The organism is Natrinema longum, from assembly GCF_017352095.1.
GTDB lineage: Archaea > Halobacteriota > Halobacteria > Halobacteriales > Natrialbaceae > Natrinema > Natrinema longum.
Genome location: NZ_CP071463.1, coordinates 2,743,866 through 2,756,429, shown reverse-complemented (window position 1 = coordinate 2,756,429; position 12,564 = coordinate 2,743,866). Strand labels below are relative to the sequence as shown.

At 65.9% G+C, this 12,564-nt stretch carries 10 protein-coding genes; 5 read left to right on the top strand and 5 right to left on the bottom strand.

Annotated features, from left to right (window positions below; genetic code table 11):
- Positions 1-337 precede the first annotated feature (337 nt).
- A complete protein-coding gene (gene thiD, locus J0X27_RS13600) occupies positions 338-1,699 on the top strand; it encodes a bifunctional hydroxymethylpyrimidine kinase/phosphomethylpyrimidine kinase (RefSeq protein WP_207269711.1) in 1,362 nt (453 codons plus the stop codon).
- 90 nt (positions 1,700-1,789) lie between these two features.
- Here thiD and J0X27_RS13595 read toward each other — a convergent pair whose 3' ends face one another.
- Positions 1,790-4,087: an amino acid permease gene (locus tag J0X27_RS13595; RefSeq protein ID WP_207269710.1), complete on the bottom strand. Its 2,298-nt coding sequence runs from the start codon at positions 4,085-4,087 to the stop codon at positions 1,790-1,792.
- Between the two features lie 483 nt (positions 4,088-4,570).
- Between J0X27_RS13595 and J0X27_RS13590 the strand changes: the two genes are divergently transcribed.
- Positions 4,571-5,953: an aspartate aminotransferase family protein gene (locus J0X27_RS13590; protein ID WP_207269709.1), complete on the top strand. Its 1,383-nt coding sequence runs from the start codon at positions 4,571-4,573 to the stop codon at positions 5,951-5,953.
- Positions 5,954-5,964: 11 nt separating this feature from the next.
- On the top strand, positions 5,965-6,354 hold the full coding sequence (locus J0X27_RS13585) for a Rid family detoxifying hydrolase (protein WP_207269708.1): 390 nt from the start codon (positions 5,965-5,967) through the stop codon (positions 6,352-6,354).
- Positions 6,355-6,384: 30 nt separating this feature from the next.
- Here J0X27_RS13585 and J0X27_RS13580 read toward each other — a convergent pair whose 3' ends face one another.
- The 3 genes from J0X27_RS13580 to J0X27_RS13570 form a co-directional block, all read right to left on the bottom strand.
- Positions 6,385-6,822 carry a magnetosome magnetite crystal formation protein family gene (locus J0X27_RS13580; protein WP_207269707.1) on the bottom strand — a complete coding sequence of 146 codons (438 nt, stop codon included), beginning with the start codon at positions 6,820-6,822 and terminating at the stop codon, positions 6,385-6,387.
- Between the two features lie 36 nt (positions 6,823-6,858).
- Positions 6,859-7,461, bottom strand: coding sequence for a helix-turn-helix domain-containing protein (locus J0X27_RS13575; protein ID WP_207272088.1), 603 nt, complete (start codon positions 7,459-7,461; stop codon positions 6,859-6,861).
- 241 nt (positions 7,462-7,702) lie between these two features.
- Entirely contained in the window at positions 7,703-8,422 is a 720-nt protein-coding gene (locus J0X27_RS13570; RefSeq protein WP_338088545.1) for a hypothetical protein, read from the bottom strand.
- A gap of 274 nt (positions 8,423-8,696) precedes the next feature.
- Here J0X27_RS13570 and J0X27_RS13565 point away from each other — a divergent pair, with 274 nt between their 5' ends.
- Positions 8,697-9,977: an amidohydrolase gene (locus J0X27_RS13565; protein WP_207269706.1), complete on the top strand. Its 1,281-nt coding sequence runs from the start codon at positions 8,697-8,699 to the stop codon at positions 9,975-9,977.
- Between the two features lie 112 nt (positions 9,978-10,089).
- Here J0X27_RS13565 and J0X27_RS13560 read toward each other — a convergent pair whose 3' ends face one another.
- Complete coding sequence (locus J0X27_RS13560; RefSeq protein ID WP_207269705.1) at positions 10,090-11,001, bottom strand: winged helix-turn-helix domain-containing protein; 912 nt, start codon at positions 10,999-11,001, stop codon at positions 10,090-10,092.
- A gap of 172 nt (positions 11,002-11,173) precedes the next feature.
- Here J0X27_RS13560 and J0X27_RS13555 point away from each other — a divergent pair, with 172 nt between their 5' ends.
- Positions 11,174-12,484, top strand: a complete 1,311-nt coding sequence (locus tag J0X27_RS13555) for an acyl-CoA thioester hydrolase/BAAT C-terminal domain-containing protein (RefSeq protein ID WP_207269704.1) — start codon at positions 11,174-11,176, stop codon at positions 12,482-12,484.
- Positions 12,485-12,564: the final 80 nt, after the last annotated feature.

Sequence of the window (12,564 nt, the reverse complement as noted above, 5' to 3'; positions counted from 1 at the left end):
TGATAAACGAACTGCGGCACGAACCCACGCGAGGGATGAGCGAGTGAGCGACGTGAACGAGCGAATCGGTTGGGGAGGGTGTGGCCCTCCGTGATGCCAGTACGAGCAGCAGAGGGGAGTCCGACGTGGCACTCCTGCTGACGTGGCTACAATGAGTCCCACGTCCTCCCCAGCCGATTCGCTCACGCCTGACGGCGTTCGCTCATCCCTCGCGTGGATTCGAGTCGCGCCTCGCAGGGCTCGTCGCGACCCCGCACGCGCCGCCGCAGTTGGAATCGGACGATTCTCACCGTCGCTGACCATCACCGCTTAGTATAATCCGGGAATACGATCCCTCATGAGAACACCAGCACCCGATAGCAGGCCGGTCGCGCTGACGATCGCGGGTAGCGACTCCGGCGGCGGCGCGGGGATCCAGGCCGACCTCGCGACGATGGCGGCCCACGGCGTCTTCGGGACCTCGGCGATCACCGCCGTCACCGCCCAGAACACGCGCGGCGTCGAGTCCTCGCACGTCCTGCCGATCGAGGAACTCGAGGCGCAACTCGAGGCCGTCACCGACGATTTCGCCGTCGGGGCGGCCAAGACCGGCATGCTCGCGACGACGGCGGTCGTCGAAACCGTCGTGGACCACGCCCGCTCGTTCGACTTCCCGCTGGTCGTCGATCCCGTAATGGTCGCGACGTCGGGCGATCGGCTCCTCGAGGCCGACGCCGAACGCGCCTACGAGGACCTGCTCGGCGAGGCGACGCTGGCGACGCCCAACGCCGACGAGGCCGAAGTCCTGACCGACATCGCCGTGACCGACGAGGAGAGCGCCCGCGAGGCCGGGAAGGCGATCCTCGAGACCGGCGTCGACGCGGTCCTCGTCAAGGGGGGCCACGTCCCCGGGGAACGGGTTCGGGACGTCCTCGTCACCGACGGCAGTGGCCGGACGTTCGAACACCCCCGCGTCGACACCGACGCGACCCACGGCTCGGGCTGTGCGCTCGCCGCCGCGATCGCGGCGCGACTCGCGAGCGGGGACTCCCTCGAGCCCGCCGTCGAGGGCGCGACGGCCTTCCTCGCCCGCGCGGTGCGGTACCCCTACGATGTCGGTGAGGGCGACGGTGCGGTCAACCACATGGCACCGCTGCGAAATCAGGCCGCACGGGAGCCCACCGCCGAGGACGTGTACGCACTCGTCGACCGGCTCGTCGACGCCGACGTCTCGTCGCTGATTCCCGAGGTCGGGATGAACGTCGTTGGCGCGACGCCCTACGCCGAATCCGTCGCCGAGACCGCGGCCGTCGAAGGCCGGATCACGCGCACGCTCTCGGGAATCAAGCCCAACCGCGGCGTTCGGTTCGGTGCCTCGAGTCACGTCGCCCGCTTCCTCCTCGCGGCCCGGGAGTTCGTCCCCGAGGTCCGGTTCGCGCTCAACTGCCGTTTCGACGCGGACGTGGAAGTCGCCCTCGAGGACCTCGAGTGGCCCGTCGCCGAGTACGACCGGGGCGCTCAGCCGAGGGAGATCAGGAACACGGAGGGGAGTACGATGGGCTGGGGGGCCCGGCAGGCCTTCGCGGACCGCGAGGAGCCACCGGTCGCCGTCATCGATCGCGGCGAGGTCGGCAAAGAAGCGCTCGTGAAACTCCTCGCCCCCGATCCGGACGCCCTCGCCGATCGAGCGCTGACGCTCGAGTCGACGCTCGGCCAATGAGCGACTGGCCTCGGGATCGGCGGCCTCCGCCGTCGGAAGCGACCGATACCGGGAGGGTGCGGACCACCACATCCGGGCCGAACGGCTGGGTTATTCCTCTTTGAGACCCAGGAGCCGCTCGCGCAGGGTCCGCTTGCGGGCCGTCTCGGCGAGCAACACCGAACACTCGATGTCGTCGAGGACGTCCAGCACCAGCGATCCTCGGACGAGCCGCGAGAGCAGCCCTTCCTCGGTCGCACCGATCACGACGAGCGTCGCGTCCGTGGCCGCGTCCTCGATCGCGGTCTCGACGTCGCGATCGTCGACGAGCAGTTCCGCATCGGCCAGCCCGTTCTCGACGGCCCACTTCTCGAGGAACTGCTCGCCCTCGTCGCGGGATTCGTCCCCGGAGAGGGCATGCAAGAGCGTGACCCGGGAGTCGAACTCGTCGCGGAGCAGTCGGACGACCTCCGCGCCGAGCACAGAGTCCGGGCCGCCGGCAGTCGGCAACAGGATGCGTGACGGATCGAAGCCCCGCTCTTTCAACACCAGGAAGTCACAGGGAAGGTCGTGAGTCAGTTCGTCGATCCGGGACTCGGCGCGTCCGTGGGCGGCGGGCCCCCAGCCCATGACGACCTGATCGGCGTCGAAGGTCCGCGCGGCGTCGAACACCTCCTCGAAGGAGCGGTGTGAGAGCACCGTGTGCGTCTCGAGGGGAGCGCCGAACGTCTCGGCGTCGGTTCGAGCTTGCTCGAGTAGCTTCTCGGACTCGGCGTCGATCCGTTCGGCTTGCTCGGCGCGTTGGAGTGGCGTCTGGTCGGGGACCTGCACGATGTGGACCGCGTGGACGGTGCCGCCGCGTTGGGTCGCGATGGCACCGGCGAGCGTGATGAGTTCCTTCTCGGTGCGGGGGTTCGACAGCGGGACCATCACGCGGAAGTCACCGCCGTCGGGGCTCGCATCGACCGTCCTGGCGGCGTCGGGGCGGACCGAGTCGGCCGCGGTCACGGCAGCGTCGGGCATCGCCTCGGATCGATCGAGGATCCAGCCGGCGAAGACGCCGGCGCTCTCGACGCGCTGGCGGGCATAGAGCAGGTACCAGACGGCCGCGAAGACGACGAGCCCTGCCGAAAGGAGGATGACGAACGGTTCGATGTACGCGATCAGTGCGAACGACGAGATCGTCCCGACGATCGGAACGAACGGATACAGCGGCACCTCGAAGTCGGGATCGTACTCGGCGGGTTCGGCTTCCCGCATGACGATCAGCGCGATGTTCAACAGGCCGTAGACGATCAGGTGGAGCACCGAGCCGGCCGTCGACAGGATCTCGAGGTTGCCAAACAGGAGGAAGGCGATGATGAGCGAGCCGGTGATCAGGATGGATTTGTACGGGGTCCCGAAGCGAGGGTGGATCTCGTTGACCGACGGCGAGATGATCTTCTCTCGCCCCATCGCGAAGTTGATCCGCGAAGAGGAGAGGATCGACGCGTTCGCGCTCGAGGCCGTCGCCAGCAGCCCGCCGAGTAACAGTAATCCCCAGCCGAGTACGCCCAGACTGAAGCCGAAGAGACTGTACTGTCCGAACAGCAACTCGGCCGCCTCGACGACGGCCGTGTCGTTGTTCGCGACGAGGTCGTTGGGAACCGCCGCCAGCAACACGAGGAGGAACAGGGCGTAGACGATCGTGACGATGACGACCGACCCGATGACCGCGAGCGGGAGGTTCCGGCCGGGATTTTTGATTTCCTCGGCGACGGAGGTGATCTGGACGAACCCGAGATAGGAGACGAAGACGATCGCAGTCACCGGGAGCACTTCACCGGTCGTGCCCGCCGGCGCGAGCGGTCGCAACGACTCGAGGTCGGCGTTCAGGAGGCCGACGATCGTGAACACCCCGAGGATACCCAGCAGCGTGAGCACGATGCCGATCTGGAGCCCACCGGTCTCCTTGGCACCCATGTAGTTGATCGCGATGAACAGCGCCGCTCCGATGAGCCCGATCGTCTGAGCCGCCGAAATCGTCACTGGCCCCAGTGCCAGCGCCGGCGCGCCCACGAGCTGGTTGACGTACTCACCGAACCCGTACATGTAGAACGCGGACGCGAAGGCGAGTCCGAGCCAGTTCGCCCAGCCGCTGATCGACCCGAACAGCGGACCGAGCGCGCGGTTGATGTAGAAGTACGCCCCGCCGGATTTGGGCATCGCCGTTCCGAGTTCCGAGGCCGACAGCGCCGTAAACAGGGCAGTGACGCCGCCGATGACGAAAGTGAGCGCCGCGAGCGGCCCTGCTCGAGCGACGGCAGTCCCCGGAAGTACGAAAATACCAGCACCGATCATCGTCCCGATACCGATCGCGATCGCCGACAGCAAGCCGAGGTCTTTCGCGAGTTCCTCGTCGGCGCTCATATCGGGCCACCCCTGGCGGTGCCGTTCCCGTCGACATCGGAATCCGAATCCGTCTCGTCGCGGGCGTCACTGCTCGGATTCACACACACGCTACGCCGTCTCGATCGCCGACTCCAGCCGCTGATCGCGTTCGATACCGGTCTCTCGGGGGAACCGCACGCACGATGACGAGCGTTCATTGATTCGGAGTTGTGAAGGTGACGATGATAAACCCCCGGATTGTATCGTTGGATCCGTTTTTCCTGATAGAATATTGACGATCGTGGATAATATCCGGCTTCAACTGTCCGAATGATGCTCCGAAGACGAAACACCGTCCGAAACGATCCCCGTGACGTAATCGATGGCTCCCCTCCGCTTCCGTTCGCCGTCTCGAGGAAGCGACGAGGTTCGCTCGTCACGACACAGATATTCAATAACTGTATACTACCTGCATAGATATTGTGGACAAGTTATTTATAATCGTTCCACCTGGCCATACGTATGACGGCAGGACCGCCGATAGACGAACTCCACTTCGAGGACGCACCGACCGTCGATTCCGTTCCCGGCCCGAACACGCGGGCCTTGCTCGAGAAACAACGCGAGATCGACAGCAGCGCAGTCGCCTATCCCGAAGACATCCCGATCGCCTTCGAGGAGGGGAAGGGTGCGACGGTCCGGGACGCGGACGGCAACACCTACATCGACCTCTTCGCGGGGATCGGCGTGCTCAACGTCGGGCACTCGAACCCCTACGTGCTCGAGGCGGTCCACGAGCAGGCGGACAAGTTCGTCCACACGGTCGACTTCCCGACCGAGGCGCGCCTCGAGCTGATCGAGAAACTCGACGAGATCGCACCCGACGGGCTCCAGGGTCAGAACAAGGTCGTCTTCGGCGGCCCGACCGGCAGCGACGCCGTCGAAGCGTCGATCAAACTCTCCAAGTACAACACCGGCGGCGACGGCCTCATCGCCTTCCGCGGTGCCTACCACGGCGCGACGACCGGCGCGATGAGCGTCACCTCGAACAAGAAGTTCAAGGGGGACTACACGCCTCTGCTCGCCGACGTCGTCCACGCGCCCTATCCGCACCCGTTCCGGCAGGAGAAGGCACCGCAGGAAGCGGTCGATCACGCCCTCGAGGAGGTTCAGGCGATCGTCGAGGACCCCTACGGAGGCCTCGCGAACCCCGCGGGGATCATCGTCGAACCGATCCAGGGCGAGGGCGGCATCGTCACGCCGCCGGAGGGCTTCCTCCAGGGACTGCGAGACATCGCCGACGACAACGACGTCACCCTCGTTTTCGACGAGATCCAGAGCGGGCTCGGTCGGACGGGGCAGTGGTGGGCCAGCGACTGGGACGGTGTCACCCCCGACGCGATGACCTCCGCGAAAGCGCTGGGCGGCGTCGGCTTCCCACTCTCGGCGACGATGTATCACGAGGATCTGGACACGTGGGGTTCGGGCGACCACGCCGGGACCTACCGCGGCCACGTCGTCGGCATGCGCGCTGGCACCCGCGCCATCGAGTACATTCAGGACCACGATCTGCTCGCACACGCCCGCGACCTCGGCGAGTACATTCAGGGTCGGCTCCGCGAGGCCGGCGCGGGCAACGACCACCTCGCCGACATCCGCGGCAAAGGCCTGTTCATCGGCGCGGAGTTCGTCGATAGCGACGGCAAGCCCGACGGCGATATCGTCGACGCGATCCAGCAGTACTGCTTCGAACGCGGCGTCCTGATCTGGACGGCCGGTCGCCACGGCAACGTGCTTCGATTCCTGCCGCCGCTCGTGCTCACCCACGAGTTGGCCGAAACGGCACTCGACATCGTCGTCGAGGCGATCGAAGAAGTGACCGCCGAAGCGAACCGGGCCGCCTGAGCCGGACCGCTATGGCCGATACTCACGCCGTCGAAACCGACGACGCACCGAGCAACGACAACCCCTACTCGCAGGGGGTTCGCGCCGGCGACACGCTCTACGTCTCCGGCTACGGCCCGGTCGATCCCGACACGGGTGAGCCCGTCGACGGCGACGTCGAAGCCCAGACGGACCAGGTGCTCGACAACATCGCCGCCGTCGTCGCGGACGCCGGCGGTGACGGGCTCGCGGACGTCGTCAAAATCACCGTCTACCTGACCGACCTCGAGGACTACGAGCGAGTCAACGAGGCCTACGGCGCACGATTCGGCGCGGAACCGCCGGCACGCGTCTGCGTCGAAGTTTCACGGCTCCCCGACGACGTTCGCGTCGAACTGGACGCGACCGCGTATCTGGGCTGAGCCGTCCCGGGCCAAGCACTGCCGGCCCTATTACACGAGTTTCGGGGCGAACGGGTAGCGCCACGCCTCGCCGAAGATGGCTTTCGCCATCGCGACGATCCAGAGGAAGACGCTGAGGAACCCGAGCAAAATCGCGAAGAACGCCAGCGCGAAGACGGGAAGGAAGACGGCTGTTTCGACTATCTCCGGCGGCCGAACGTACTCGAACAGCGCATCCAGTCCGAACAGGAGGACGAACGTCGCGAGGAACGATCCGCTGACGAACAGGTGCCAGTCGAGCGCGTTCCGAGCGTTGGCTCGCGTGAACTCGTGGTTCGATACCACGTAAATGACGACGGTGGCGATCAGTCCGACGAACGGCAGCATTGCGATGAAATGGACGAAAATCCCCAGGAGCGTCCGCTCCGCGAGGATCGACGGTCCGGGCTCGGTCGACGACGATTCGGTCGGTGATGGGTTCGTTGACATGGATCTCGTTGGTGAGTGGTGTCTGAGACGGGTACGTTACTGCTGACCGGAACGATCGGCCGTCGCAACGGCACGGGTGAGGCCGTCATCGCGGACTTTGCGAACGAGGCGCTCGGCACCGAGGAGGACCAGACAGACGACGAAGAGGTTGCCAGCGGCCACCCACAGTCCGTGACTCGCCTCGACGGGTGCCTCGATCGTCAGCACGGCCATGCCGACGCCGACACAGAACAACAACAGGCTGAGCTGAAAGCCTGCCAACACCAGCGTTCTGATTCCGGCTGGATTTCGGAGTCGGAGGAAGTCCGCCAGCGACAGTGTCTCGAGCGGCGAGTCGACGGCGAGTGCCTGCTGGCCCGCCGGCGAGAGCGGCCAGTTCGATTCGGGGTGGTTGATGTAGTACAGGGTGATCGTCTCCGGATACGTTTCGGCGGCGACGACGTCGATCTCGCGGAGTTCGTTGAGTCGGTTCCGCACGGTCTCCTTGCTGACCGTCGGGCTGACCCGGGACCGGAGCTGTTGGATCGAAAAGAACGGCCGGTCGGACTCGAGCATCACCTCGACGACGTGTCGCTGCGTGAGTTTCTTGTCGAACGCGGGATCGATTCGGTCGTCGATCCACATCGGGAGGGTCGTCATCGTTGATTCAGCCATCGGTTGGCGAAACAGTAAACCCCTGCCCGGATTTGGCGGGCACCAAACGCGGATTCGCGCCCACAAAACGACTCAGTTATCGGTTGAAACGCGGAATCAGCCGGCTCACCCAGGAGTCACCCGTTCGACCGGTAGGGGCTCGAATCATACGGTCCGTGGTACCGATGTCCCGGTGGAACCGCACGACAGTCGCGGTCGCACCGTCACTGACCGACAACAGACCGTCTCAGGAGCGGTCGCGCCGCGAGCGGATCCGTCGTGCGGTTCGTTCGGCGAGTCGAATCCCGATACAGATCAGGAACAGGTTCAGCGCGGCCGTCCAGAGCCCGTGGCTGCTGTCGACCGGGGCCTCGAGCCCGACAGCCGCCAGGGCGATCCCGAGCGTGAACAACACCAGGGCGAGCTGGTACCCCGCGAGGACGAGCGTCCCGATCCCGTCCGGCTCTCGAAGCAACAGGAAGTCCCTCGCCGAGAGCCGATCGAGCGGGTTCGCCGGTGATCGTGCCCGCGTTTCCTCCGAGTGGCCTGCGCCGGCTCCGCCCGGATGATCGATATAGTAGAGGGCCGTCGACGTCGGATACGTCTCGACGGCGACGACGTCGCGCTCGCGGAGTTCCTCGAGGCGATTTCGGACCTGCTCCTCGGTGGCGTCCGGGCCGATCCGCGCACCGAGTTGGGACGCCGAGAAAGAACGGGCGATCCGCCGCCAGCATCGCTTCGGCGACGCGGCGCTGGGTGAGCCCGCGGCTTGGCTCCGATTCGATCCGGTCGTCGATCCACGTCGGAAGCGTCGACATGTGTATCGCGGCTCTCGACGCGATGTCGTATAAATCCCCCATCGGATTTGACGGACGCCAGCCGGGTCTCGAGTGACGACGCCCGGTTTCGAGCCGCGAATCGAACGCCGGCACTGGTTCGCCCACGCCGGGTGGCGCGTGGCGGCCACCAAATTCACGCCCGGATTTATCCCGGTAACCGGATGATACGCCGACGGGAGCTCTCGAACGCTCCTGGGACTCACTCTTCGGCCCTCCACGCGGTTTCGGTCGGGTGCGCCGGGTCCCCGTCCGGTGGCTGGGGACTCCGGATCGAACCGCGATCGAGCCGTGAATTCCACCGCCGTTCGTGATCAAACTCCCGAATCCCTCCATCGTTCGTGCGTAACCGGTATACGATTATTGACTACGATTAAGTATCTCCCGCGCGTAGAAGCGGCAAGAATGCCCTACGACGTGCGAAACAGATTAAGCGATCTCCGGCGGGCGTTTCACCGCCACCCCGAACCCGGCTGGCGTGAGTTTCGGACGACCGCGCGCGTCGTCGAGGAACTCGAGCGGATCGGCGTCGACGAGGTCGCCGTCGGTCGGGAGGCGCTGGCGGTCGACGAGCGCATGGCAGTCCCGCCGGCGTCGGAGCTCGAGCCGTGGCTCGAGCGTGCTCGGGAAGCGGGGGTCCGCTCGGACATCCTCGAGCGCACTGCCGACGGTCACACCGGGGTCGTGGCGGTACTCGAGCAGGGCGATGGCCCCTGTATCGGATTGCGCGTCGATCTCGACGCGATCTCGATGCAGGAGTCCGCCGAGAGCGATCACCGGCCAGTCGCCGAAGGGTTCCGCTCCGAACACGACGGCTACATGCACGCCTGCGGGCACGATGCTCATCTCGCAATCGCACTGGGGACCCTCGAGGCGGTCAAGGAAAGCGAGTTCGAAGGGACGTTGAAGATCTTCTTCCAGCCCGCCGAGGAGATCTCCGGCGGCGGGAAGGCGATGGCCGAGACCGGCTACCTCGACGACGTCGACTACCTGCTCGCGCTCCACATCGGCCTAGACCATCCGACGGGCGAGATCGTCGCCGGCATCGAGAAACCGCTGGCGATGGCCCACCTGACCGCGACCTTCGAGGGGGCGAGCGCCCACGCGGGCAAGGCTCCCAACGAGGGGGCAAACGCCATGCAGGCGGCGGCGACCGCGGTCCAGAACGCGTACGCGATCCCCCGGCACAGCGACGGGATGACCCGGATCAACGTCGGCCACATCGAGGGCGGCACCGCGAGCAACGTCATCGCCGAGGAGGTCGCGATCGAGGCCGAGGTCCGCGGTGAGACCACCGCGCTGATGGAGTACATGCGCACGGAACTCGAGCGGGTGCTGTACGCCGCCGCGGAGATGCACGACTGCGACGTCGCGCCGCGAGTGATCAGCGAGTCGCCCCGCGTCGACAGCCACCCCGCACTCCGCGATCTCGTGGGCAACGTCGCCTGGGAGGTCGAGGGCGTCGACCGAGTGATCCCGACCGAGGAGTTCGGCGTCAGCGAGGACGTGACCTACCTCATGCAACGCGTCCAGGACAACGGCGGCCTCGCCTCGTACGTGCTCGTCGGTACCGACCACCCGACGAGTCACCACACGCCGACGTTCGACATCGACGAGTCGAGCCTCGAGATCGGGACATCTCTGCTCTCCGAGACGGCGATCGAACTCTCTCAGCGGCCGGTCTGAGCGAGGGGGCGCGCCGCTGAGCGCGACTCCTGTGCCGAGCCGTCACAACCGAACCTCGAGCCGGCGTGACAGCAGCGTCGGCGGACGGGAGTATAGCTGCCGCTGGGGCCATTCAGTGCTCCTCGAGCAGTGACGTGCGTCGGTACGTCCGGGTCTCGAGCGCGCCGTCGAGTTCGATTTCGAGCCGTTCGTCGTCGATCACGAACCGAACCAGAACGCCGTCCTCGAGTGGCTCGCTCTCGCAGTCCCACGAGGTCGACCCGTACTCCAGTTCGAGCGTCCTGTAGTCGATGCCGTGGTCGTGCAGGAACGCGATGGTGGGCGGTCGCGTCAGCGCGTAGTGGAACGCGGGAATCCGGAACGAGACGCCACACCGCCGACAGCGCATCCCGGCCATCACCATCGTCGAGGCGTCCCACCTGAGCGTTTCCAGTCGATCGTTCGGCTCCGGACTGTGGGTGGCGATAGTCGCCTCCCCGAAGCGCCCCGCACAGTGGGGACAGACGTCCCAGGAGACGGACTCGAGGTACCACAGCGCTCGCCGGTTGGCCCACGCGAACAGTTCGTCGGGATCACGTCCCTGAGGCGAATTGAACGAGAGCATCATGTCGAACAGGACGCCGTGATTCGGACACGCCACGGTGATCACTCCGTCCTCGAGCGTGGCGTTCAGCTGTTCCTCGTCGGCCGGACACGTCCACTCGACCGGTCCCGAGACCGCCTCGTGACTGCCCGAAAACGTCCGGGCGTGGATTTCGTCGACGACACGGGAGCCGGCAGTGGTCAACCAGTACTGTCCCTCTTCTCTCCGGACGAACCTGTCGCGGAGTTCGTTGATGTGGTAGTTGAACCGTCCGCCGTCCTCGACGTCCACCGCCGACCGGAGATCGCTGTAACTCATTCCCCGGTGTTCCCAACTCGGCTGGCGCGTCTCCGCGAGTGCGAGCAGTATTCGAATCCGCAACGGGTTCGCCAGCGCAGAGAGGTTCTCCGCAACGACCTCCGAATCCACGTCTCCGCCCATACGCCGCCATGGCGGGCGACTCGTATTGACCTGTCGTTCGCTATCCATTACTACCGGATGCCGCGGCGATCATGTCGGGATAACAACCAAAAATAGATTCTCGAAGATCGCTTACCAAAATGTAATTCCCAATATACTTATGATCGATCGGTGGGACACTATCCCGTGCCCCATGACTGGTGAAACGGGAAACGGCGAGACGTCGTCTCCGGCAAAGGGAGACGCGAACGAGGCAGTCGGAGCGGAACTCGAGTTCGAGCATCCGACTACGGTCTCGGTGGACGAGCCGGTTGCCCTCACGATCGACGGCGTTCCCTCAGAGACCGTCGACGTTCGGGTCTCGCTGACGGACGGGAGCGACCGCGGGTGGGAATCGACGGCGACCTACGACACGGCGGACGAAACGCTCGACCTCGGGTCTACGACTTCGACGGACGGAGACGTAACGGGCGGCGTGACCGAACTCGTCCAGCGGGCGACACCGGTGGAAGGTTCGGGCCCGTACGAAACCGGACGCGACGCGTGCGACGAACTGACCGTCCGAGTCGAACACGACGGAGAGACGCTCGGTTCGACCACGATCGAACGCACGTTCGGTGATCGGGACGTCACGTCCGAAGCGGTGGACGGCGAGTCGTTCGTCGGGCGACTCTACGAGCCACCGGGGAGCGAACCGGCACCAGCGGTGGTCGTGCTCCACGGGTCGAGCGGGGAACCTGTCGACGGGACCGCACAGTTGCTGGCGTCACGCGGGTTCGTCGCGCTCGCCTTGCAGTACTTCGACTGGCAGGGCCGACGCGATAACCTCCCGGCGGAACTCGTGGCGGTGCCGCTCGAGTCCGTCGAGAACGCGATCGAATCGCTGCGCGAACGGAACGGCGTTCGCGGACCCGACGTGGGATTGTTCGGGACGTCGAAGGGCGGTGAACTCGCGCTCCTCGCCGGGAGTCGACTCGAATCAGTCGGGTCCGTCGTCTCGGTCAACGGAAGCGGCGTCGTCTGGGCGGGCATCTCCCGGCGGGAGTTCCCGCCGGGGCCGTCGTGGACGTCGGACGGCGAGCCGATTTCACACGTCCCCTACACGGACGATCACTCGGTCTGGGACGTGGAGCCACCGATGGAGATGGAGCCGGGCTACTCGCAGTCGCTCGAAGACGCGGACGACGAGACGGTCGCCGAGGCGACGATAGCCGTCGAGTCGATAGCGGGTCCGGTCCTCCTCGTCTCGGGCGGTGCGGACCGAATGTGGGACTCCGTGAGGCTCCACGATCTCGCGGCCGAGCGACTCGACCGCCACGGCTGTGACTACGAGCATCTGACGTATCCGGACGCGGGACACGCGATCACTACCCCGTATCTGCCGACGGCCGACCGCGAGCGAACAGCGCAGTTCGTCATGGGCGGCTCGGCGGACGGCTACGCCGAGGCTGACAGCGACCACTGGCCGCACGTCCTCAAGACGTTCGAGACGCTCCGGACGTGAGCGGCCACGCCCCGTCACACGCACGATCCGTTTCGGCGCGAACCCGGCCTTCGAGGAGCGAAGTTGTTCGGCAACGGTCA

Bases quoted from the DNA above. Each gene is read 5' to 3' on its own strand.
- J0X27_RS13585 (WP_207269708.1), top strand. From the start codon at position 5,965: ATGGCCGATACTCACGCCGTCGAAACCGACGACGCACCGAGCAACGAC.
- J0X27_RS13590 (WP_207269709.1), top strand. From the start codon at position 4,571: ATGACGGCAGGACCGCCGATAGACGAACTCCACTTCGAGGACGCACCG.
- J0X27_RS13560 (WP_207269705.1), bottom strand. From the start codon at position 11,001: ATGGGCGGAGACGTGGATTCGGAGGTCGTTGCGGAGAACCTCTCTGCG.
- J0X27_RS13555 (WP_207269704.1), top strand. From the start codon at position 11,174: ATGACTGGTGAAACGGGAAACGGCGAGACGTCGTCTCCGGCAAAGGGA.
- J0X27_RS13580 (WP_207269707.1), bottom strand. From the start codon at position 6,822: ATGTCAACGAACCCATCACCGACCGAATCGTCGTCGACCGAGCCCGGA.
- thiD (WP_207269711.1), top strand. From the start codon at position 338: ATGAGAACACCAGCACCCGATAGCAGGCCGGTCGCGCTGACGATCGCG.
- J0X27_RS13565 (WP_207269706.1), top strand. From the start codon at position 8,697: ATGCCCTACGACGTGCGAAACAGATTAAGCGATCTCCGGCGGGCGTTT.
- J0X27_RS13575 (WP_207272088.1), bottom strand. From the start codon at position 7,461: ATGACGACCCTCCCGATGTGGATCGACGACCGAATCGATCCCGCGTTC.
- J0X27_RS13595 (WP_207269710.1), bottom strand. From the start codon at position 4,087: ATGAGCGCCGACGAGGAACTCGCGAAAGACCTCGGCTTGCTGTCGGCG.